Annotated in this window: 17 protein-coding genes; 13 read left to right on the top strand and 4 right to left on the bottom strand. The window is 42.0% G+C overall.

Going from position 1 to position 24,291, the window contains the following annotated elements; genetic code table 11:
* Positions 1-6: 6 nt before the first annotated feature.
* From BLR42_RS13760 to BLR42_RS13745, 4 genes are read left to right on the top strand one after another with little or no spacing between them, the layout of a single operon-like run.
* The gene (locus BLR42_RS13760) at positions 7-1,422 is read left to right on the top strand and encodes a CapA family protein (RefSeq protein WP_170832779.1); all 1,416 of its coding nucleotides are present in this window, start codon (positions 7-9) and stop codon (positions 1,420-1,422) included.
* A 58-nt stretch (positions 1,423-1,480) separates the two neighbouring features.
* Positions 1,481-2,575: an NHL domain-containing protein gene (locus tag BLR42_RS13755; protein WP_091870248.1), complete on the top strand. Its 1,095-nt coding sequence runs from the start codon at positions 1,481-1,483 to the stop codon at positions 2,573-2,575.
* A 24-nt stretch (positions 2,576-2,599) separates the two neighbouring features.
* On the top strand, positions 2,600-5,119 hold the full coding sequence (locus BLR42_RS13750; protein ID WP_091870285.1) for a clostripain-related cysteine peptidase: 2,520 nt from the start codon (positions 2,600-2,602) through the stop codon (positions 5,117-5,119).
* A 24-nt stretch (positions 5,120-5,143) separates the two neighbouring features.
* On the top strand, positions 5,144-6,097 hold the full coding sequence (locus BLR42_RS13745) for a 3'-5' exonuclease (RefSeq protein ID WP_091870245.1): 954 nt from the start codon (positions 5,144-5,146) through the stop codon (positions 6,095-6,097).
* Here BLR42_RS13745 and BLR42_RS13740 read toward each other — a convergent pair.
* Positions 6,092-7,513 carry a D-alanyl-D-alanine carboxypeptidase family protein gene (locus BLR42_RS13740; protein WP_091870243.1) on the bottom strand — a complete coding sequence of 474 codons (1,422 nt, stop codon included), beginning with the start codon at positions 7,511-7,513 and terminating at the stop codon, positions 6,092-6,094. The genes BLR42_RS13745 and BLR42_RS13740 overlap by 6 nt on opposite strands.
* Positions 7,514-7,648: 135 nt before the next feature.
* Here BLR42_RS13740 and trmB point away from each other — a divergent pair, with 135 nt between their 5' ends.
* The 3 genes from trmB (at position 7,649) to BLR42_RS13725 (ending at position 9,567) form a co-directional block, all read left to right on the top strand.
* Entirely contained in the window at positions 7,649-8,287 is a 639-nt protein-coding gene (trmB, locus tag BLR42_RS13735) for a tRNA (guanosine(46)-N7)-methyltransferase TrmB (protein ID WP_091870282.1), read from the top strand.
* A gap of 57 nt (positions 8,288-8,344) precedes the next feature.
* The gene (gene trxA / locus BLR42_RS13730) at positions 8,345-8,668 is read left to right on the top strand and encodes a thioredoxin (protein WP_022763000.1); all 324 of its coding nucleotides are present in this window, start codon (positions 8,345-8,347) and stop codon (positions 8,666-8,668) included.
* Positions 8,669-8,787: 119 nt separating this feature from the next.
* A complete protein-coding gene (locus tag BLR42_RS13725; protein ID WP_091870240.1) occupies positions 8,788-9,567 on the top strand; it encodes an SH3 domain-containing protein in 780 nt (259 codons plus the stop codon).
* Here BLR42_RS13725 and BLR42_RS13720 read toward each other — a convergent pair.
* Positions 9,558-10,010 (bottom strand): hypothetical protein, encoded by a 453-nt coding sequence (locus BLR42_RS13720; protein WP_091870238.1) that lies wholly within the window; start codon positions 10,008-10,010, stop codon positions 9,558-9,560. The genes BLR42_RS13725 and BLR42_RS13720 overlap by 10 nt on opposite strands.
* A 31-nt stretch (positions 10,011-10,041) precedes the next feature.
* On the opposite strand from BLR42_RS13720, the gene murI reads away from it, so the two are divergent.
* The 3 genes from murI (at position 10,042) to nrdG (ending at position 13,852) form a co-directional block, all read left to right on the top strand.
* Positions 10,042-10,872 carry a glutamate racemase gene (gene murI, locus BLR42_RS13715; protein WP_091870235.1) on the top strand — a complete coding sequence of 277 codons (831 nt, stop codon included), beginning with the start codon at positions 10,042-10,044 and terminating at the stop codon, positions 10,870-10,872.
* Between the two features lie 141 nt (positions 10,873-11,013).
* The gene (gene nrdD / locus BLR42_RS13710; protein ID WP_022763004.1) at positions 11,014-13,230 is read left to right on the top strand and encodes an anaerobic ribonucleoside-triphosphate reductase; all 2,217 of its coding nucleotides are present in this window, start codon (positions 11,014-11,016) and stop codon (positions 13,228-13,230) included.
* 82 nt (positions 13,231-13,312) lie between these two features.
* A complete protein-coding gene (gene nrdG / locus BLR42_RS13705; protein ID WP_091870232.1) occupies positions 13,313-13,852 on the top strand; it encodes an anaerobic ribonucleoside-triphosphate reductase activating protein in 540 nt (179 codons plus the stop codon).
* A gap of 43 nt (positions 13,853-13,895) precedes the next feature.
* Here nrdG and BLR42_RS13700 read toward each other — a convergent pair whose 3' ends face one another.
* Both BLR42_RS13700 and rsmA read right to left on the bottom strand, forming a co-directional pair.
* Positions 13,896-14,660, bottom strand: coding sequence for a TatD family hydrolase (locus tag BLR42_RS13700; protein ID WP_091870230.1), 765 nt, complete (start codon positions 14,658-14,660; stop codon positions 13,896-13,898).
* Complete coding sequence (gene rsmA, locus BLR42_RS13695; protein WP_091870227.1) at positions 14,650-15,522, bottom strand: 16S rRNA (adenine(1518)-N(6)/adenine(1519)-N(6))-dimethyltransferase RsmA; 873 nt, start codon at positions 15,520-15,522, stop codon at positions 14,650-14,652. Before rsmA ends, BLR42_RS13700 begins: the two co-directional genes overlap by 11 nt.
* 234 nt (positions 15,523-15,756) lie before the next feature.
* Here rsmA and BLR42_RS13690 point away from each other — a divergent pair, with 234 nt between their 5' ends.
* The 3 genes from BLR42_RS13690 (at position 15,757) to BLR42_RS13680 (ending at position 24,273) form a co-directional block, all read left to right on the top strand.
* Positions 15,757-18,984 carry a hypothetical protein gene (locus tag BLR42_RS13690; protein WP_091870225.1) on the top strand — a complete coding sequence of 1,076 codons (3,228 nt, stop codon included), beginning with the start codon at positions 15,757-15,759 and terminating at the stop codon, positions 18,982-18,984.
* Positions 18,985-19,040: 56 nt separating this feature from the next.
* A complete protein-coding gene (gene glgB, locus BLR42_RS13685) occupies positions 19,041-21,062 on the top strand; it encodes a 1,4-alpha-glucan branching protein GlgB (protein WP_091870222.1) in 2,022 nt (673 codons plus the stop codon).
* Positions 21,063-21,153: 91 nt separating this feature from the next.
* Positions 21,154-24,273, top strand: coding sequence for a DUF6240 domain-containing protein (locus BLR42_RS13680; protein WP_091870220.1), 3,120 nt, complete (start codon positions 21,154-21,156; stop codon positions 24,271-24,273).
* Positions 24,274-24,291 lie beyond the last annotated feature (18 nt).

Below are 24,291 nucleotides of genomic sequence, written 5' to 3'. Positions count from 1 at the left end.
AAAATTTTGAGTTCAAAAAAATCAGTGTGGCTGCTGCTTGTAATAGCGGCAGCCATTTGCTGCATATATTGGGCGCTGCTCTTACCCTCGTGGGTTTCCTGGCAGGAAAAGGAATTTACGTCAGATGCCGGAATCGAATGTCACCTGAAAAGAAAAAAGGTTACGCTGACTGACAGAGACGGAAATCTTTTGTGGACAAACAATAAGGAATTAAAGATACAGGATGCCTTTATTACTGACATAGACAGAAACGGTGACGAGGAACTGATTCTTCTTTTATGGAAGAGAGGACGCTACGGAAATGAAAAGCCCTTCTGGGTTACAGGGGATGAAATCAGCTATTCTCAGCATATTTTCATATATGACATCTCAGAAAACGGAGAGATAGATTCCAAGTGGTTTGCATCGGATATAGGCAGACTTGTGACCAGAATGAAATTGCTTGAGAGAGATGAAGCGATAATCCTCACAGAAGACAGAAATAATGATAATACTCTATGGATATGGAGCTCGTTTGGCCTTAAGAACATCGATAATGAGGTGAAATTCGCGGCTTTCGGAGACAACATTATCCATAAGAGTATTTATGAGTACGCGTATACCAATAAGCACGGCGACTTCAGCTTTCTCTATGAGCCTTTTATAAAGGAGATAGAATCTGCCGACATAGCTTCAATTCAAGCGGAGACCATACTGGTGGATAAGCCCTCCGCTGTTTCCGGATATCCGCAGTTTGGATCTCCGATAGAGGTTGGAGAAGCCATAAAAAATGCGGGATTTGATGTAGCAGTATGCGGGAATAATCATGCTCTTGATAAGGGAATTTATGGTATAGATGTTACTACCTCTTTTTATAAGAAGAATGATATAACCTGTATCGGAATACAGGGAAGCAGCGACAAGGCATACAGACCGTACGAAATAATAAGTAAAAACGGTATACGGATTGCTCTTTTCAGTTATACCTACGGAACAAACGGGATGGATATGTCCGAAAAGTATCCCTACGCTGTCCATTACATTCCGAAGACAGAAAAGGAAAAGGAACAGTGTGTAAACGATATACAAGATGCGAAAAAAGAAGCGGATTTTATCGTTGTCTATGCTCACTGGGGAGATGAATACACAAAAAGTATAAGTGATGACCAGAGAGAATTTGCCTATCTCCTGTGTGATGCGGGAGTAGATGTGGTAATAGGAACACATCCTCACGTACTTCAATACGTTCAGACACTTGAAAGAGAGGATGGCGGTGAGACGCTTGTGTACTATTCTCTTGGAAATTTCCGTGCAGATCAGAAGCAGGATGAAGCTACCAGACTTGGAGGAGAGGCATATTTTACTATAGAGCACACCTTTGACGGAATAAGGATAAAGGATTATGAGCTTAAAGAAATAGATGCCGTAGTACAGCGGAAATAGGCATTATTTGTGATATACTCATAATAGTAGTGATTATAGATTCTTGTGGGGGAGTCTTATGAACAAAAAAAAGAAAAAAGGATTTAAGTGGGTAATCGTTTTTCTTGTACTTTTGGTAACAGCATTTACCGTGTCCATGGTGGCCTGCGGCCTTTTTAAGGAAAAACAGGAAAAAGCCGCACAGGAAGAGAGTGCTGAGGAGACAGAGGAAGCTTATATTGAAGAAACTTCATCTGATTCCCCGGAAAAAGTAGTTGGGATTCAAAATGAAAATAGCATAGATTTTAATCTTGATGCTCTTCCGGATACCGTTGAACCCGGCGGAATGTGCGTGTTTGAAGACGCCCTCTATGTAACGGACTCCTACTCAAAGTGTGTATGGAAGGTTACTGAGAGCGGAGCAGAAATATTTGCCGGTGCCGACAGTGAGAAAGATGCGTATGACAAACCGCAGGGAGGCTATAATGATGCAGATCCTGCGCAGGCTCTTTTTAAACTGCCCTGGGATGTGAGTGCTTATGGAGCCGGAATAGCTGTATCGGATACAGACAACGGAGTTATTCGTATAGTAAGCGCAGATAAAGTCGAAACTGTGCTGAATTCATCCGGTGATTCGGAGAGTTTTGAGTTCCCGACAGGCATGGCATCAGATGAGAACGGAAACCTTTTTGTTTCAGATACACATGCCAATAGTATCAAGGTGATAACATCAGGAGGAGACATCATAACTCTTCTTGATGATCTTAACTGTCCCATGGGACTTGGATATAATTCCGGATTTCTCTATATTGCTGAGACCGGGAATAACAGAATTTTAAGAGTTAACGTATCGGATGCTTCTTCAAAAAAATCCTCCGGGGATATAGAGGTTGTAGCCGGAAGTGGAACCGAGGGATTTACGGACGGGGATGCATCTGCAGCGACTTTTTCTTCACCCAAGGCTGTTGCGGTTGCAAATGACGGTACTGTTTTCGTTGCTGATACGGTAAACGGCGCAGTAAGAAGAATCAGTGATGGTCAGGTGACAACAGTGGAAGTAAAGGATGAAAAAATACCTGATGCAGAACTGGTATCTCCGGTGGGAATGTGCATGCAAGGGGGAAGATTATATATTGCCGACAGTTTTGGCAAAAAAATCTATGTAATAGAGTAAGCAAGAGGAAAGGTGGAAAAAGTTATGGCGGATCAACCGATCAGGAGAAAGAAAAACATTGAAGAAGGGGGAACCGGAGTCTATAAGAGAGGTGACGGACTCGGAGGAGGACCCGTAGGATCATCTGACGGTTATTCGGGAAAAGGTGGCGGATCCGGAACAACAGGAGGAGGCGGACCTCAGAGAAGCGGAGGTGGCAGAAGTCCTCTTTCCATAATAATTATTCTGGCGATATTACTTCTTGGAGGCGGTGGCGGTATCGGAAGTCTCATGGGAGGATTTTCCGGAGGAAACGAGACTGCTTATACGAATACGCAGTCACAGACTAATTCTACCCCGCAGACAGCAACTACTACCTTGGAAACACAGAGTACAACGCAGCAAAATGACACTGCATCTGCACAAAGTGGCAGTAACAGTGCAGGTAGCTCACAGATGGGTTCTCTTTTGGGAACACTTCTTGGCGGAGGCACGGGATATTACGGTCAGGCAAGCAGCCAGTGGAGTGAAACTCCCAATACAGGTAATCTGAACAAGGATGTCGCTGATGGTTCCAGAGATAAGAGAACTGTTTTAAAAGGCGACGGAACAGACACCACCACAATTATGGTGTATATGTGCGGAACAGATCTTGAGTCCAGAAGCGCTATGGCGACGAAGGATCTTCAGGAAATGATGGGCGCGGATCTTTCCGATAACATTAATATTATTGTTTATACGGGTGGTTGTAAGAACTGGCAGAACAACCTTATTTCCAGCAGAACCAATCAGATATATCAGGTTAAAAAGGGCGGACTTGCTCTTTTGCAGGATGGCCTTGGCGAGAAGCCTATGACAGATCCTGCTAATCTGACTTATTTTGTAAAATGGGCGAGCGAAAACTTTAAAGCTGACAGATATGATCTTATTTTCTGGGATCACGGCGGCGGCTCGGTCAGCGGTTACGGTTATGATGAAAAATTCGCACGAAACGGCTCAATGGATTTGTCTCAGATTAACGAGGCCCTTAAGGACAGCGGAATAACCTATGACTTTATCGGATTTGATGCCTGCCTTATGGCAACAGTTGAGACAGCTCTTGTTGCATCCAATTATGCGGATTACATGATTGCCTCAGAGGAGACAGAACCCGGTGTTGGCTGGTTTTACACACCCTGGTTAAATGAATACTCCAAAAATCCTTCAATGGAAACTCCTGATCTGGCTAAACTTATAATTGATTCTTACACTGATGAATGTGCAAAAACCTGCAGAGGCCAGAAGACGACACTTTCGCTGATTGACCTCGCCGAGCTTCAGAATACTGTGCCCGGAGAGTTAAAGGATTTTGCGACAGAAACGTCGGAAAAAATATCCAATAAGGAATATAAGCTTGTTTCAAATGCGAGATCCGAGGCCAGAGAATTTGCTGCTTCCTCAAGAATAGATCAGGTGGATCTCATTCATCTTGCAACAAACATGGGTACGGAAGAGTCAAAAGAGCTTGCCGAGGCACTTAAAGGGTGCGTAAAGTACAACAGAACCAGTCAGAGCATGACAAATGCTTATGGACTGTCGATTTATTTTCCTTATAAAAAGACTTCGAAGGTGGACAACATGGTCAACACCTACGAAGCCATCGGAATGGACAGCAGCTATGCTGATTGTATTCAGAAGGCAGCATCCATGGAGGTTGCCGGTCAGGTTGCAGCAGGCGGAACAACTTCTCCTGCAGGAAGCCTTTTCGGAGATGTAAGTGGGCAAGGACAGAGTGTTTCCAGCGCAGATGTGCTTATCCAATTATTCGGAGCCATGATGTCAGATGGTGTTTCAGGTGTATCGGGGCTTGATGCATCCAACTCCTCATTCTTTGGAAGAGGACTTGACGTTGAGACTATGGCTGAGTATGTCGCAGAGAATCACTTTGACTTAGACAATCTCATGTGGACTGAAAATGCAGATGGGGAATCGGTAATCCAGATGTCCGCGGAGCAGTGGGAGCTTGTTTCAGACCTTGATGTAAATATGTTCTATGACGATGGCACAGGATATATTGATCTCGGACTTGATAATTCCTACGACATTGATGCAGACGGAAATCCCGTAGCTCCTTCAGACAGAACCTGGATTTCCATAGATGGTCATCCGGTTGCATACTATCGTCTGGATACCCAGGGGGATTCAGACAACTACGCTATAACAGGAAGGGTTCCCTGTGAGGTAAACGGAGTAAGGGCAAATCTTATTCTTGTATTTGATTCTGAAAACGAGGATGGCTATGTTGCAGGTGTAAATTATGATTATGTCGAAGGAGAGACTGAGACTGTAGCAAAGAACCTCACTGAACTTGTAAAAGGCGATACAATAGATTTCCTTTGTGACTTTTATGATTATGATCAGGTATTCCAGGATAAATATCATCTTGGAGAGACCCTGACTATTGAAGGTGATATGAAGGATTTGCACATTGCAAACACTTCCGTGGGAGATGGGAAAGTTCTCGTAACCTTCAAATTCACTGATATGTATGGTCAGGAACACTGGACACCTGCCAAAGAGTATTAATGCTGATGAGGATTTAGGTAAAGAATGGGTAATTACATTGTCTTCGACCTTGAGTGGAATCAGGGGAAAACAGTAAAAGAGCGAAACGGCAAATCCCTGCCCTTTGAGATTATTGAGATCGGTGCGGTTCGTATCGATGAAAATATGAACAGGACAGGTGAATTCAGCAGACTCATAAGACCGCAGGTTTATAAAAAGATGCATAAGATAACTGAAGATCTTATCCATATTTCAATGGAGGATCTTCAGAAGGGTGATGATTTCGTTACTGTTATTACCGAATTCCTGGAGTGGTGCGGTGAGAAACCGACATTTTGTACCTGGGGACCTCTTGATCTTACTGAGCTTCAGCGCAATATGGATTTTTACGATCTCCCGCTACTTTCAGACAGACCGCTTCCGTTCTATGATGTTCAGAAGCTTTTCAGCATCCAGTATGAAGACGGAAAAATGCGAAGGTCGTTGGAGCATGCTACAGACAGCCTCGGAATGGAAAAGGACGGGGCCTTCCACAGAGCTTTGTCGGATGCGGATTATACAGCCAGAATATTCTGTGAGCTGAGTCGCAAGGTCTTTTATAACTACTCATTTGATAATTATGTGACTCCCAAGACCAAAGACCAGGAAGTTCATATAATCTTTGAGCATTATGCAAAATATATTTCAAGAGAATTTAAGACGAGAGAAGAACTGTTATCAGATCCCGAAGTAATGGGGACAAAGTGCTATATCTGTAATAAGCCCATAAAGCGTAAGGTGAAATGGTTCTCTAATAACGGGAAACACTTTTACAGCGTATCGCTTTGCAAAGAGCATGGATATATGAGAGCTAAAGTCCGTGTTAAAAAGGCGGAAAGCCAGAAGTATTATGCGGTTAAGACTCTCAAATTTATTACAGATAAAGAAATGCTGGAAATGAAGGCAAAATCCGAAAAGAAAAGCTTTAACAGGCTTTCGGACCATAAGAAAAACTCATAATTTCGGACCGCTTCTTTTCCTTGCTTCACGTTTTCTTCTGTTAAGTCTTTTACGATCTTCTCTGCTTCCACCAAAGCTATAAGTGCTGATTAGTGAAGATATATAGATAAGAAGAATTAATGAAAAGCCGGCAAAGGCAAAATATGTAATGATCTGTTTCATGTTTAAATATATGGTTTTAATGTCTCTGTCTTCAGAAGCTGCCTGAGAGGATGATGCCTGAGAGACGAGGACATGTCCGGAACCTATAGGTACATCGTTAAATGAGTAATTAATTGTTGCAACTACGTTTGAAGAACCATCTGCATTATCATAGGATACTGTGGATGTGGCATCCGAGAGTGAGGAATTAACTGGAAGAATCACATAATCCGATTTTCCAAACTCAAGAACAGAAGAGGGTGCTTTGAAAATATCGTTTCCGGAAGAGAAAAAGGCGTTATCCCTCGGGATATATCCGCTTTCTTCACTTTTAATATTTACTGTTTTAAAATTGTTGAAACCATAGTCAAATAAAGTTACCGTATCCGTAAACTGAGAGGGAGATTCCTCCATAAAAACGACACACACAAGTTTCATACCACCGCGTTCTGCACAGGTGACGAGGGTTTCTCTGGCCAGATCGGTATAACCGGTTTTGCCGCCGATGATACCAGGATAAGACATTTCACCGGATATCAGTTTATGCTTGTTATTAAGATAAAAATCATCGGGCTGCCCGGCACTTGGCTCAAAGTGATATCTTGGCGTATTACCGACTCTGCAGAGGAGCTCATTTGAGAAAAACTCTGAAGAAATCAGGGCAAGATCATAAGCACTTGTGTAGTGATCGGAAGCCTGAAGACCGTTAGTATTTGAGAAGTGAGTATTTGTGCATCCCAATGAAGCGGCTTTTTCATTCATAAGATCGATGAAGCCGTCAATGGATCCGCTTACATGCTCCGCAACGGCATTTGCAACTTCGTTTGCACTACCAACCATGATTCCGTAAAGGCATTCTTCAAGTGACAGATATTCACCTGCATCCATGCCGATTTTTGAACCGTCGGAGGGGACGGAGTGTATAGCTTCATAGGAAAAATCAACTCTGTCATTAAGTCCTGCGTTTTCAACCGCAAGAAGACAAGTCATTATCTTTGTGGTGCTTGCAGGGTAGAGCTCTTCATGAATGTTCTTTGCATAAAGAATTGTCCCGGTATTGGCATCCATCAGAATTGCGGCCTCTGCACCAATTTGAGGACCGGCGGGCCATCCCGGAGTGTCATTGCTTTGAATGGGCAACTCTTTTCGAGCATTCTGCGCTGCCTCAAGATCAGTTTCCGCATGGCAAAAAGACCCGTTCTGAGTAAGCAGAACAGATATTAGAACCATGGAAATGATCATATTAAGTTTATTTATAAAACCTTTGTAATTCATAAAACTCCTTGTAGCGACAGTCTGCTAATCTATGATACACTAAAAGTGGATAAAACCAAAGATGAAGCTGCAAAAACTTTTCAATATGTAGCATTTGGTATTATAATTATTATATTGAAAGGTAGAATTCAATTTATGCGGCTTAGAAATGTAGCAGGATCCAGAGAAAGGATTGCAGAGAGCCCCTTCACAATAGATAATCCGGAGGAGCATAAGGGAAAATGGAAGGAAGTGTTCGGAAACGATAATCCCGTGAGGATAGAAGTCGGAACGGGTAAGGGACGCTTCATAATGGATATGGCAGCAGCCAATCCCGATATAAATTATGTAGGAATAGAAAAATATTCCAGTGTACTTTTAAGAGCGGTACAAAAGCAGACTGAACTTGAGCTTACCAATGTTAGATTCATAAGAATGGAAGCTGAGATCATTAATGAGGTATTTGAGGAAGGTGAGGTAGACAGAATTTATCTCAATTTCTCTGATCCCTGGCCCAAGGAGAGACATGCTCAGAGGCGATTGACTTCAAGCACTTTTCTGCGGCGGTATGACCGCATTCTTAAAAAAGACGGACAGTTGGAATTCAAGACAGACAACAGAGACCTTTTTGATTTTTCTTTGATGGAACTGAACACGGCCGGCTGGCATGCCGAAGCTGTGACCTATGATCTTCATAATGATGCCGCAATGAACGATGGCAACATAATGACAGAATATGAGGAGAAGTTTTCCGCTAAAGGGAATCCGATCTTCAAATATATTATTAAGCGCTAGGGTTGTTACATTAATTTACGCAAAGCGATACCACAATATCGCGGAAAGAGGTGGACGATGGCTGAGTACACATTTACAACAGACAACTTTGAGGAAGAAGTTCTCAACAGTAAGCTTCCGGTTCTTATCGATTTTATGGCTGACTGGTGTGGCCCTTGTAAGATGATGGCACCCATGATCGATGAGTTTGCTAAAGAATATGACGGAGAGCTCAAGGTTGGAAAGATAAACGTGGATGAGCAGCCTGAGATTGCTCAGAAATATGGCGTTATGTCTATCCCGATGTTTGCATTTATTAAGGACGGAGAACTTGTAGATCAGGCGGTTGGAGCTCAGAGCAAAGCTAAGCTTCAGAGTATGATTGATAAGGTTGTATCATAATCAAATTTTTGCTTATAACAAATATGTGCTATTATAGTTTCGGGTAGGCGATGCCTACCCGATTTATATTTTCGTTTATAGGGGGAGATGTTGACCAAGGGATTTCCCAAGGAGAAGTCATGGCGGACAATATCAGAAATTTTAACGATTACAGAAGAAAAAACAGAAACGATGAATACTTTACAGAGGAGATAAATATAGAGATCCAGGATCCGCTTGATTTCCTTTCAGCTGATGAGAGGGAGGAGTACTACAGATCAAGACAGGCGGAAATGGATAGGGAAAGGGAGAGCCTTGATGAGGACTCGCCTGAATTTTATCTTGATGATGAAGACCATGAGCCTGTAAGTGTTGAACCCGAGAGTCCAAGAGAAAAGCCCCGATATATAAGAAAAAGGGCAAGAGAGCTCGAACGGGAAGAGCAGGTACGAGAAGAGAGAGTAAAAAAAGAAAAAGTCAAAAAAGAAAAGGTGCCAAAAGAGAAAGTACATAAAGAGCGTCGAGAGGGTAATGATAATGAGGGCGGAGTTGATCCGCTTATTATAGTAAGAATATCTTCGATAGTTACGGGACTGATTATACTTGCTCTTATTGGAATGATATTTAAGGCTAAGGTTTATGATAAATATCTAAGACCTGATCCGGATGAGGAGCAGACTGAAGTTCAGGTAGGTGAGCTTGCAGGATACACAAAGACAGGAGATAAGATAGTTACGACTGCGGACCTTAATCTGCGCAACACTCCCAGCACAGCAAGCGATGATTTTATCGTTGTTCAGGTGCCGGAAGGAACTACGCTAGACAGAGTCGCCGTTAGTGATGACGGAGAATGGGCGCAGGTAAGCTATGATAATCAGCTTCTTTTTTGTGTCATGAAATATGCGACAGTTCAGGAATAGAAGGCGTGAAGCCAACCGTAGAACGGATCCAGTGCTTCACCGATATCCTCGTAACTGTCACAGAGGTTTTCGATTTTCTCCGTGATAGCCCCGGCCGAGACTTTTTCATCAAGAGCAAGTGACAGGCGGGCAGCTGTTTCGGATTCAAGAGGTCTTATGTCCATGTGAATAAGGATATCCTCATAAAGCTGTTCAACACTGGCGAACAGATGAGGATATTTTTTATGAATATAAGAGAGCTCATCCAGCAAGGTTTCCCTTCGCTGAAGAAGAAACAGAGTATATACGGGTTCCACTATTTCTGAAGGTTCAATCTCTTCTCTGTCGGAGCCATCGCCGTAATCGGCTTTTGATGCGTAATACTCGCAAACCTCCTGGATAAAAGGGCTTACATGCGGATCATCATATAATTTTTGAAGTTCAAATGTGTAGGATTCATTCATAATTAATAATGATACAACAACGAGGAATGATATGCGAATAGGAATTTTTGATTCCGGTGTCGGAGGCCTTTCTGTATTGAATGAGGCTTATCATAGATTTCCGGATCAGGAATACATATTTTATGCCGACACAAGGCATGTACCATATGGAACAAAGTCTGAGGAAGAGATAAAAGGCTATGTTGATGAGATTGTAAGATTTCTCATCAGCAAAGATGTCGATGCCATAGTGATTGCCTGCAACACAGCTACCAGTGTGGGTGCATCCATGGTAAGGGAAAAGTACAAGCTTCCAATTCTTGGAATGGAGCCTGCAGTGAAGCCGGCTGTTGAGGAGTGTCGTGACGACAGTAAAAGAATTCTTGTGATGGCTACTCCCGTTACCATAAGAGAGAAAAAGCTTGAGAGACTTCTTTCAAGAGTGGATTTGCAGCACAAGGCTGATTTACTTGAGATGCCGGGGCTTGTGAAATATGCGGAGAGAGAAGAATTCGACACGGAAGAGGTAAGGGATTATATCAGTAACCGCTTTTTGTCAGTTAATGCTTCCTATGAAAAGTACAGTGCGCTGGTTCTTGGATGCACACATTTTAATTATTTTAAACCTCTTTACAGAGAACTGCTGGGTGACAGCATTCATCTGATAGACGGAAACCACGGGACAATTAGTCATTTGGGTGATGTTATGGGTCTAGAAGTTAAAAATGATGAAGATAAAGAGATTATTTTTAATGAACCACAAGATATTGTGGTTGGATTCAACACCACATACTATGAGTCAGGAGACGAAATTACGGATAACGATAGATTGTCAAAATACCTTAGAATGCTGAACAGGCTTGAATTTGTAAGGAAGTTTTGATAACGGAAAATTGTTACTTGATTTATACTATATAATGTATTATAGTTTAATTGTAGCCACAAGATATAGTTTCGGGTGGCTACTATTTATCTAAAAATATAGGTATTTCCATATAAATGTACTTAAATAGGGGGTTCGCCAGTGAAGATTATTAAGAGAAGCGGTAAAGAGGTTACTTTTGATGGTGCCAAGATTTTGGCTGCCATTGAGAAAGCAAATAAGGAAGTAACTCCCGATCAGAGCTTGTCTGAAGATCAGATTAAGAGCATAGAGGCGCAGGTAGAGGATAAGTGTAACAGGCTTACCAGGGCTGCAAACGTAGAAGAAATCCAGGACATGGTTGAGGATGGCCTCATGGAGTCCGGGAAGTTTGAGGTTGCACGCAAATATATCACTTATCGTTATCGCCATGCACTTGTCCGTAAGTCAAACACAACGGATGAGCAGATTATGTCTCTTATCGAGTGTAATAACGAAGAGGTTAAGCAGGAGAATTCCAACAAGAACCCCACAGTTAACAGTGTTCAGAGAGATTATATGGCAGGAGAGGTCAGCCGTGATATTACACGCAGATTCCTTCTTCCTGATGACGTGGTTAAGGCGCACAAGGACGGAATCATTCATTTCCACGATTCCGATTATTTTGCTCAGCACATGCACAACTGCTGCCTTGTAAACCTTGAGGATATGCTTCAGAACGGAACGGTTATTTCCGAGACAATGATCGAACGTCCCAAGAGCTTCTCCACAGCATGTAATATTGCAACTCAGGCAATAGCACAGATTGCAAGTTCACAGTACGGCGGACAGAGTATTACATTGTCCCACCTTGTACCGTTTGTTGATGTCAGCAGACAGAAATTCAGAAGAGAAGTTCGTCAGGAGTTTATCGATGCTGGAATGGATGCAACTGATGAACAGATAAACGATATCGCCGAGATGCGCGTACGCAAGGAGATAGAGCGCGGTGTTCAGGTTATTCAGTATCAGGTAATCACATTAATGACCACCAACGGACAGGCACCGTTCATTACAGTATTTATGTATCTTGATGAGGTACCTGAGGGTCAGCTCAGAAACGATCTTGCTCTTGTTATCGAGGAGATGCTGAAGCAGCGTATAGTCGGTGTAAAGAATGAGAAGGGCGTTTATATAACTCCTGCATTCCCGAAGCTTATCTATGTTCTTGATGAAGATAATATTCACGAGGGCACACCATACTGGTACCTCACACAGCTTGCTGCCAAGTGTACAGCAAAGAGAATGGTTCCGGATTATATCTCTGCTAAGAAGATGAAGGAATATAAAAACGGTGACGTTTATCCCTGCATGGGATGCAGAAGCTTCCTCACAGTTGACAGTGAAGACCTTGCCGAAGGTCTGTGCAACAAGGGCAATATTGCCAATGCGCAGAACTATACCGAGGGCGATCATAAGTATTACGGACGCTTTAATCAGGGCGTAGTAACCATAAACCTTGTTGATGCAGCCTGCTCATCAGGCGGAGATGAGGAGAAGTTCTGGGAGATAATGGAGGAGCGTACAGAGCTCTGTAAGAAGGCTCTTATGTGCAGACACAACCGTCTTCTTGGAACACCTTCCGATGTTGCTCCGATCCTTTGGCAGTTTGGAGCACTTGCAAGACTTAAGAAGGGTGAGACAATCGATAAGCTCTTATATGGCAATTATTCAACAATTTCTCTTGGATATGCAGGACTTTGCGAATGCACAAAGTTCATGAAGGGCGTAACTCATACCGACGCTGCAGGAAAAGACTTTGCACTCAGAGTAATGCAGTTTATGAATGATAAGTGCGCAAAGTGGAGAAAGGAAACAAATATTTCGTTCAGTTTATACGGAACACCCCTTGAGTCCACAACCTATAAGTTTGCAAGAGCACTTCAGAAGCGCTTTGGAATTATTGATGGTGTTACAGACAAGAACTATATAACAAACAGCTATCATGTTCATGTAACTGAGAAGATAGATGCCTTCACAAAACTCAAGTTTGAATCAGAGTTCCAGGCACTTTCACCCGGAGGAGCTATCAGTTATGTTGAGGTTCCCAATATGAACAATAATCTCGAGGCTGTCCTTGCAGTGATGCAGTATATTTATGAGAACATCATGTATGCAGAGCTCAATACAAAGAGTGATTACTGCCAGTGCTGTGGATACAACGGAGAGATTCAGATTGAGAACGATACCGATGGCAAGCTGATCTGGAAATGTCCCAACTGTGGTAATACCGATCAGTCCAAGATGAACGTTGCAAGACGTACCTGCGGCTATATCGGAACTCAGTACTGGAATCAGGGAAGAACACAGGAAATCAAAGAGAGAGTATTACATTTATAATATATTTAAAAATAACGGAGAAGGGGCTATCGGTTGGTAGCCCCTTTACTTCCCTTCTTATTTTCAAAAGGATAAAGGATATATGAATTACGGAGAGATAAAAACAATAGATATTGCAAACGGGACAGGTGTCCGCACCTCACTGTTTGTTTCGGGATGCACTCATCATTGCAAGGGGTGCTTTAATGAAGAAACCTGGGATTTTAATTTCGGTAAGCCTTTCACGAAAGAGGTGGAGGATGAGATAATCGAATCACTAAGTCCGGCTTATGTTAATGGTCTTACAATTCTTGGCGGTGAGCCAATGGAAATTCAAAATCAGAAAGTGCTTAGACCATTTATTGAAAGGGTTAGAAGGGAGTTTCCCAATAAATCGATATGGGTATATTCCGGTTATTTATGGGAAGAGTTAACCGATGAGGAAAATAAACGCTGTCACAGCGAAGACACGGAGCCGATTTTGTCGCTAATAGATGTGCTTGTGGATGGTGAGTTTAAACTTGAGCTGAAAAATATTTCTCTGAGGTTCAGAGGGTCTTCAAATCAAAGAGTCATTAATGTTCCTGCTACCAGAGAAAGTGGCAGCGTAGTACTCAGTGAATTCGGAGAAAATGATAATTAAGAAATAAAGAAAAAAAGCTGTCACTTTGGCAGCTTTTTTTAAATTATAAGTTATATAGTTTCTTTGCATTTAATTCAGTAATTTCAATAACCTTATCCACAGGCAAGCCTTTAATTTCGGCAATCTTATCGGCAACGAATGGGAGGTTTAAGGAAGAATTGCGCTTTCCTCTATAGGGTTCGGGTGCAAGATAGGGCGAATCGGTTTCTATGACAATCTGCTCTATGGGGGCGTATTCAACAACTTCACGCAGCTTCTTTCCATTCTTAAAGGTGATGACACCACCGACACCTATATAAAATCCCATACCCAGATATTCCTTTGCAATTTCAACAGGATATGAGAAGCAATGTATATCACCGCCGATTTCCTCGGCTTTCATGCTTTTCATAATATCGAGGGTGTCTTTTGCCGCGTCACGTGAGTGAATTATTACCGGGAGTTTAACACTTCTGGCCATATCAAGCTGCGCTTCAAACCATTTTTTCTGGATATCTCTTGAAGGCTCATCATAGTGATAATCAAGACCGATTTCTCCTACAGCGACAGCTTTTTCATAGGAGCACAGGCTTTCAAGCCAGGAGAGCTCTTCTTCATCCATTTCATCGCAGTCACTGGGGTGAACACCGATTGTGGTGTAGATAAAAGGATATTTCTTAGTAAGTTCAATGGACTTCTCGACAGTTCTTTTTGATGCGGTTGCATTTACAATTGTTCCGATTCCGTTCTCAGTCATGGATGAGAGAAGAGAATCTCTGTCACTGTCGAAAGCTTCGTCATCGTAATGTGCATGTGTTTCAAAAATCATTTCTTTCTCCGATCAAAAGGTTCGAAAGCTCGGCAAACTCGGAAAGAGACAGCTTTTCGCCCCGAACCGAAGGATTTAATCCCATTTTTTCGAGAGCAACTATTACCTGCTCCCTTGTGAGTCCAAGATTCCCGTTCGCAACACCGTTGGAGAGGGTTTTTCTTCTCTGGGCAAATGCGGCGCGGATTATTGAAAACATAAACTTTGAGTCTGTGACCTCTACGGGAGGATTTTTGTGACATTTTAAATGAATTACTGCGGAATCAACGCCGGGCTGAGGGATAAAACAGCCTGGCGGAACTACCTGAACCATGGAAGGCTCAGTGTAATATTGCACGGCAAGGGATAATGCTCCGTAATCTTTGGACCCGGGCTTTTCTGCCATTCTGTCCGCAACTTCTTTCTGCACCATGACGGTAATGCTGTCTATTGGTAGCTCACTCTCAAGAAGTCTCATTAAAATTGGAGTTGTGATGTAGTAAGGAAGGTTAGCAACGACCTTAATGGGCTTTCCGCTGTTTTCCTCACGAACAATTTTTTCTATATCAACTTTTAGTATATCCTGATTGATAACTTTGACATTATCATAAGCAGAAAGTGTATCCGCCAATATGGGAATAAGCATTTTGTCTATTTCCACGGCTATGACTTTACCTGCGCTCTCTGCAATATACTGAGTCATTGTTCCGATGCCGGGTCCGATTTCAAGTACAGTATCTTCTTTTGTGACACCTGCAGCCTCTACGGTTCCTGTCAGAACAGAGTCATCTATAAGGAAATTCTGTCCGAATTTTTTTTGAATACTTAAGTTGTATTTTTCTAAAACTGCTTTTGTTCCGGATGCACATCCAAGTGTAGGCATTTTTTATTCTCCGAATTCATAAATATTGGGATTTCAGTAGTGAAAAACTCTGAAACAAATGGTTTTGTTAATTAATTGTATCAATTCAGTAAAGATTTTGCCATATTTTAAAATCAAATTGCGAGGAAAACCGCGAAAATACGCGGATTTTTAGCTGTGATTTTTTGACATCAAAAGACCTCTATGCTAAAATTCTACTAGATGTAGTATGAAAAAGTTTTAGAGGACAATATTTTGGATAAAACAGAATATAAAATTCGGGCAGAAGAAATTAAATCGCTGATAAGAGCACAGCGTTTTGCAGATGCAGTTAAGATTGCCGACACAATTGACTGGAAGAGAGTTAAGAGTGTCGGTATGCTTTGTGCAATCAGTGACCTTTACAAGGTAAACAGAAGATTGGAGGAGAGTAGAGATATCCTGCTCCTTGCATATGACAGAAGTCCTACAAGGAGAGAGATAGTTTATTCTCTGTGTGAACTGGCTATTGCCATGGGTGAATTTGTTCAGGCAGTTGAGTATTACAAGGAGTTTGTAAGACTTGCACCCAGGAACACCGCCAGATATATTCTCCAGTACAAGCTCTACGAGGCTCAGGAAGTTAGTCTTGAAGAGCGTATTGCTGTGCTTGAAGAATATAAGAAGCATGATTATAACGAAAAGTGGGCATATGAGCTTGCTTATTTATATCATAGAGTAGGCCTCACAACAGAATGTATAGAGGAATGCGATGAGCTTTTCTTATACATGAGAGAGGGGCGCTATGTTATTAAAGCACTTGAATTAAAAGCCCTTCATGAACCTCTTTCTCCTGAACAGAAAGCAGTATACGCAAAATATAAGGCAGAGACAAGCGGAAACATTCATGCACCGGAGTTCAAAGAGGCTGTTCCGGGGATGGATGCTGTTGATGGAAAAAAAGCACCTACGAGAGAGCTTCCGCATATATCTGAGGAGGAATTGCAGGCGCAGGCACAGCAAAACTATGTAGCTGCGCCCACACAGGAAGAGCAGCTTTACAACCAGCCGGTTTATGAGAGCCAGCCGGTGGAGGCACCTGTTCAGCAAGCGCTTATATATGAGCAGCCCGTTCAGGAGCCTGTAGCAGAAGAGCCTATCTATGAGGCTCCGATAAATGAACCATTTTCTGTTCCGACAGTAAATGTTGATACTTACAACACAGTAGATCTTCAGAAGGAAATAGCTGAGAATCTGAAGGAAGTACTTACGGAGAATCCTGATGCCGCGCTTTTTGCAGATGCGCATGGCCCGCAGGTTATAAGAGAAGAGGAAGAAACCGGTAATCTTGATACCGGAGATATGTTTGAAACTACAGGTGATATTGAGAAGCCTTCAATGTCAGAGCTTTTCTATGAGGACAAGACATATGGCACAGAGGCTGTGCAGGAGGAGAGAGCTGCAGTAGAACCTGTTACAGAGGCTCCGCAGATGCAGGAATCTGCAGTGGAACAAAATGATGAGCCTGTAGAGGAACAAAAAGAGGAAATTAATACTGAGCCTGTACCCGGCACAGATACAAAGGTATGGAATACGGAATCTATGGAGCAGGTAAGGAAACAGATTCCTGAACCAGTACAGACTAAGACTCCTATAGCAGAGGAATTAAAAGATAAGGAAATTGCCGCAAATATCGCGCAGACCACCATGAATGATCACACTATGTATAAAGGTGTTGTTTTCATGGATGAGCCACTTCAGGATGAGGTTCCGGGTGCGGTAATAAAACCGAATATCAGATATCAGATCAATAATCACTTTGATAACATGCTGTCACAGGAATATGACGGTCAGATCAGCATGGCTATTGATGATGCCAAGCAGGTTGAGAAACAGATCACCGGTCAGATCAGCATTAATGAGTTCATGAGTGACTGGGAGAGATATAAGAAGGAGCAGCAGAAAAAGCAGTATCAGAGTGTCAAGAAGCTTGCAGCGTCCGAGACAGGTGAGTTGTTTAAAGATTTCGATAAGGACCTTCTGAACTCGGCACTTGGTGAGGAAAAACCTAAGGAAGAACCCGCAATTTCCGGAATTTTGAAACCCGGGGATGAGGAAATTACTCCTGTTGTGAAGACTGTAAAGGAAGAAATTTCTGAAGAAATCCAAACAGAAGAGCCGGTGACAGATGAGGGTACAGAGCCTATTGAAGAGGTAATATCAGAGCCTGCACAGGAAGAAACCGAGCAGGTTGAAATTGCTGAAGAAAAAGAGGCTTCATCTTCAGAAGAGGATACCTTTGCAGAGGCGTCTTCAGAGGAGATTGCGCCCATAGATGATCTTCAGAATACAACTTCGATGGTACAGATTACAGGAGAGGATCTCGAGGAAGAGGCCTCAGAGCCTGAAGCAGCAGAGAAACTGGTGGAAGAGTCCGAGGACGAGGAAAAAGAGGCAGCAGAAATCGATCTTGGAGAAACCATAGAGATAGAATCTGCTGAGATCGTGAGAGCCGAGGCAGGACTCAAAGAACTGACATACGAGAAAAAAGAAGAACCTGTTGAAAAAGAAATGCCGGAAGCTTCTGAAGACATTGAAGAGTCGGAAGAAATGCCTACAACCGAGGAAGAGCCTACAAAAGAAGAAGTACCCGTAAAGGCAGAGACTCCTAAAGAAAACATTTCCAAAGAAATTCAAGATGAACCTGAATCTGCTGAGGATGATGAAAAAGAAGACAGAGGAATAGAAGAAAGAGTACGTGTAATGACTCCTGAGGAGAAAGGACTCTTTGGCCCTTATATTCATTACAAGAGATCCAGAAGGCAGATAGTACGCGCAATCGACAACCTGAGCATGGCTGCATATACAAACAATGCGATAGTTACAGGTGAGGAAGGCGCCGGTACCGTGAATCTGGCAAAGGGTCTGATAAAGGCAGTACAGCAGACAGATTCAAACTTCTCAGGAAAAGTTGCTATGATTACGGCGATTAAGCTGAATAAGAGTTCTGTCAGCTCAATTCTGGATAAGATAGTCAATGGTGCTCTTATTATCAGAAGAGCAGCTGATCTTAAGGAGGATACGGTAGTTACTCTTCTTAAGCAGTTGCAGAGTGAGAATAAGGGATATATTTTAGTCATTGAAGACACAAGAGACGATATTGACAGGCTGCTTGATAAATATCCGGACCTCAAAAAATGTTTCAATGTCCGGGTTGACATAGAAGCACTTGATGATGATTCTCTGGTTGCTTATGCAGAGCAGTACGCACTTGAAAAAGAGCATGTTATCGATAATCTGGGAATACTTGCCCTTCATCAAAAGATTTCAGAGCGACAGACACTGGACCATGAGGTGACAGTTGCAGAAGTTAAAGAAATGGTTGATGATGCTATCTACTATGCTGATAAGCATTCAATTGGTCATTACTTTGACGTAATGCTCAGAAAGCGCTTTGACAGTGAAGATATGATCATCTTAAGAGAGAAGGATTTTCTTCATTAAAGATTTTATTATGCTATAATATTTTTACGTAAATTTTTTCTAAAAGGGGATAACATATGGGTCAGACTGTTTTCATTTCAGATGCGGATGAGTACCTGTTCGGACAGGGAACGCATTACGACATTTACAAAAAGCTGGGGGCACACGTCTCTGAGGAAAATGGTGTAAAGGGCATGTTTTTTGCTGTGTGGGCACCGAATGCGGCAGCAGTGCATGTTATTGGGTCGTTCAACGGATGGGATGAGAGCATGTATCCCATGGAAAAAATAGGAAATATGGGTATTTATCAGCTTTTTATTCCCGGTGTAGGAACCGGTGAGCTGTATAAATATTTGATTCACACTCCGGATGGAAGAAAGCTGTACAAGGCAGATCCATATGCTAATTATGCCGAGCTTCGTCCCGGCAATGCTTCAAGAACGACAGATCTGTCAAAATTCAAATGGAGCGATGATAAGTGGTATGAAGGCAAAAAAGGCAAGGACATAAACAAACAGCCAATTGCTATTTATGAGTGCCATATCGGTTCCTGGATGAAGCATCCCGACGGTACAGAGGATGGCTTTTACAGTTACAGGGAATTTGCCGATCGTATCGTAGAATATCTCAAAGAGATGAAGTATACCCATATTGAGCTCATAGGAATTGCCGAGCATCCCTTTGATGGTTCATGGGGGTATCAGGTAACAGGCTATTATGCACCGACTTCGCGTTACGGTGAGCCTACTGATTTCATGTATCTCATTAATTTACTTCATAAGAATAACATCGGAGTTATTCTCGATTGGGTTCCTGCGCATTTCTGCCCGGATGAATTCGGACTTGGATGCTTTGATGGCACCTGCATCTATGAAGATCCCGATCCGAGAAAGGGAGAACATCCCGATTGGGGAACCAAGATTTTTAATCTTGGTAAAAATGAGGTCAAGAATTTCCTTATAGCTAATGCGCTGTTCTGGATAAAAGAGTTCCATGTAGATGGACTCAGAGTAGATGCTGTGGCATCCATGCTTTACCTTGACTATGGTAAACGCGATGGTCAGTGGGTTCCAAATAAGGATGGCGGAAATAAGAACTATGAGGCTATTGAGTTCTTTAAACATCTTAACAGTGTTATCAGAGGAACATATCCTGATGTTATGATGATAGCTGAGGAGTCAACGGCATGGCCTAAGATTACTGCGCCTGTTGAGGATGATGGTCTTAACTTCAGCTTTAAATGGAATATGGGATGGATGCATGACTTCTGCGAGTACATGAAGCTTGATCCCTATTTCAGAAAAGGTGCTCATCACATGATGACTTTTGCGATGAGCTATAACAATGCCGAGAATTATATTCTTCCGCTTTCTCATGATGAGGTTGTTCATCTTAAATGCTCAATGGTTGAGAAGATGCCCGGATATAAGGTTGATAAATACGCGAATCTTCGTGTAGGATACACTTTCATGTTCGGTCATAGTGGTAAAAAGCTTCTCTTTATGGGACAGGATTTTGGACAAGAGCGTGAGTGGAGTGAAAAGAGAGAGCTTGACTGGTTTCTTCTTCAGGAAGATCTCAACAGAGGTATGAAGGACTATGTGAGAGACCTGTTGGAGATCTACAGAAAATATCCTGCTCTTTATGAAGTGGATAACGATTGGGGCGGATTTGAGTGGATTAATGCTGATGATGCAGATCACAGTATCTATAGCTTTTATAGAAGAGCTTCAAACGGAAAAGATAACATTCTGTTTGTTTTGAACTTTACTCCTATGGAGATAAAAGACTATAAGGTTGGAGTACCTTTTGCCGGAAATTATAAGCACATCCTTGATAGTGCGGATAAGAAATATGCAGGTTGCGGAAGCTCTGTTCCGACATCCATAAAGGCGGAACCCGGACTATGTGATTACAAGGATTACAGTATAACGATGACATTACCTCCGTATGGAGCAGAGGTATTTGTTTTCCAGAATCCGGAAGTAAAAGAAACGGTTAAAAAGACAGCTGAGAAGAAGATGGCAAATAAGGCAGTTACTGCCAAAAGAGCTGTAAAAACTACAAAGAAGACTACTTCTTCAAAAAAGACAAAATAACGAATCTTAAAGAAATTCGAAAATAATCCGAAATAAAAGGTGATAAGCACAAAGAGTGTTTATCACCTTTTTCTTGAAATCGGAGAAATATATGAACGTGAATTTAAATGCAATTAATGGAATGGAATCCGATATTGATAGTACAAGAAAGAGCATGGATGCAGGAGTAAATTTTACTCTTTCAAATGTAAAAAGCACGCAGCCAAGGGGCGTGGTAGCAGTTGATCTGGCAGGAAGCCTTAGCAATGAGCAAGGGCTTGTTAAAGCCGGAAAAACGCAAAATGATATAATGACGGAGGCGCAGAATACAGATGCGGCTATTCGCCATAATTATATGTCGGTAATGGCCAATAATATGTCTTCAGAGGATTTTGCAAAAGCAGCTGCTGAAGGCTTTGATTTTAGTGATATGAAACCGGAAGAAACAGTGACTATACTCGATAAAATCAAGGCTACACTTGCTATGTCAGGGACAGAAGTTATTGGCTATACGGATACTATATCTGCCGAGGAGCTTACGAAGATAACAGGAAGCAGATCCTTTGCCAATGATATAATCTCTTCTTTTCAGGAGAATGACATTCCCATTACTGAGAATAATGTTTCGGATACAATGGCAGTTTATGACAATATGAAGGAAATAACTGCTCTTAGTGATGGTGCGGTTAAATTTATGACATTAAATGAACTTGAACCCACCATGGAAAATATCTATCTTGCTGAGCATGCGACAAACGGACAAAACAGAAAGTCCGGAATGTTCATAGCACTTGAGGCAGAGGGTTATTATGGCCAAAAAGCTGAGAAAATTGAATGGCAATCCTTGGAACAGCAGGCAAAAAAGGTAATTGAAGAGGCCGGTTTTGACCCATTGAAGAAAAGCGTTCTTGAAGAAGCTAAGTGGATGATAGAGGAGTCGATTCCGCTGACAAAAGAAAATCTTCAAAAGGTAGATGAGCTTAAAAGTCTGACTTTGCCAATGACGCAGGAAGAAATAGTAAAGTCTGCAGCAATATCCATAGCAAATAAGAACGGTGCAGCCAAGGGTAATATAAATGAGCAGGAAAGCACCATTGATAAAGCTGTACGAATTGAAAAAGCAGTGGACAGGATAAGCACTAAGGCAATTGAAAGAGCCATCCTGGACGATAAAGAAATAAATTTAAAAAATCTATCCGAAGCTGAGAGAACAGTTGAAGAAGATAGCGGTCTAGGCACGAAGAAAACAGAAGAAAAAAGAATTAATGTCGAAGATAATCTTCTGCCGGAGAAAAAAATCCAAGTACTTGAGGCCAGAAAACAGCTTGAGGAAGTCAGGCTAAAAATGACAGTTACAGCAAATGTAAGACTTCTTGATAAAGGATTTAATCTGGAAACAGAGCCGATAACAAAGGTTATAGAGGCTTTGGATAAAGAAATAGATTCTCTTAGCAGGGAGCTTTTCGGAGAGACTGATCCTTCCAAATATAATCTGTTTGAAGAGACAACCGCAAAAATCTCCGAATTTAAAGAATTGCCCTTAGCATTCATTGGAAGACATGATCTCTCAATTAAAGAGAGTCTTGGTGAAATCTATGATGATGCTAAGGCAATCCAGCATCGCTATGAAAAAGCAGGTGCTACATATGAAGCTGTCGGAACCGAAGTAAGAGCAGATCTCGGGGATAATATCAAAAAGGCTTTCAGGAATGTTGATGACCTGCTTAAAGACATCGGACAGGAAATTAATGAGGAAAACAGAAGAGTAGTCAGAATACTCGGATATAACCGGATGGAAGTGTCGGAAGAGAATATTGAGCGGGTCAGAGCAATGGATGAAAAGCTTATGAGTACCATAAATAAGCTAAAACCCGGAGCGGTTCTCAACATGATACGTGATGGACATAATCCGCTGAAAATGACGCTCGATCAACTATCAAGCGAGCTGTCAGATCAGGATAAGAATTCGGGAAAACAGGAAGAAAAGTACGCCAGATTTCTTTATAAACTTGAAAAAAATGCCGAAATAACACCTGAGGAGAGAGAATCTTTCATTGGCATTTACAGACTTTTTAATACGCTCAAAGTTACAGATAATGCCGCTATAGGCGCGGTATTGGAGACCGGAGCCGAGATGACTCTTGAAAATTTGTTATCGGCGGTCCGCTCATCCAGAACTGAAAAGAAGGGAATGGATTTCAAGGTTGATGACAAATTCGGCGGAGTGGAAGGAAAGAAAACTCTGGCAAAATCCATATCAGCACAGATAGAAACAGCATTTATATATTACAGTGAAAAAGCGGATGTGGTTTATGACAACCTCGAACCTGAGAAACTTCATGCAGCGAAGGCAAAAGAAGAAATGCTTCTGGACGAGCTTGCAGATAAACTGACAGAAGCAGAAGAACCCCCGGAAGGAACGGAAGCAGAAGAAAAATACTACAGCGAAAAAGCCTCAGACTTAAGAAAAATAGCATCCGGACAAATATCGGAAGAAATGTCTAAGGAACTTGCAAGATATAGTATTGAAGCAAATGTAGAAAATGTTCAGGCATATCTCAATCTTAAATCCGGACGAAAGGGGAGGGAAACCTCTGTATGGGATCATGCAGAAAAAATTGCAAAGCTGGCATTTAAGGAAACCAGGCAGAAAATGCTGGATGATCTCATTAATGAAGACAACTATGAAGAGGCTTACGTTGAGAAAATGCTTGAGCTATCGGAAAGTCTGGATAATATTTTGATGAATGAAACCGATACATACATAGATGTCAGAACCATTCATCTTATGCAAAAACAACTCACGGTAGCAACAAACATGGCAAGACAGAAGAGTTTTGAGATTCCGGTTGAGCTGGAAGGAAGAACCGTATCCATGCACGTAACTTTAAGAGAGACTGCTCTTGATGGAAGAAAAGTAGAAGCGGAAGTTGAAACTATAGATTACGGACACATTTCAATGGCCATGACAATTGAGGATAACGTGATAAAAGGCGCATTTGCTGCAGCATATCCGCATACAGGTGAAATGGCCGAATATATGACAGAGCTTAGACAAAGATTTATAGATGGGCTAAAAGAAGCAGAGCCCGAACTTTTAACAGATAGTACAAATATCGGAATATTCTATCGCAGACAGGAAGCCGGAAGCGCGATAGCCGGATCGGAAAACGGAGTTTTCGAAAATCGCACATTGCTAAGGATGGCAGAGATTTTTATACACGCAGTATAGGAATATACAGAATCGGAG

It is taken from the genome of Butyrivibrio sp. INlla16, from assembly GCF_900104155.1.
In the GTDB taxonomy this organism is placed as follows: Bacteria; Bacillota; Clostridia; order Lachnospirales; family Lachnospiraceae; genus Butyrivibrio.
This window is presented reverse-complemented; position numbering and strand designations above follow the sequence as displayed.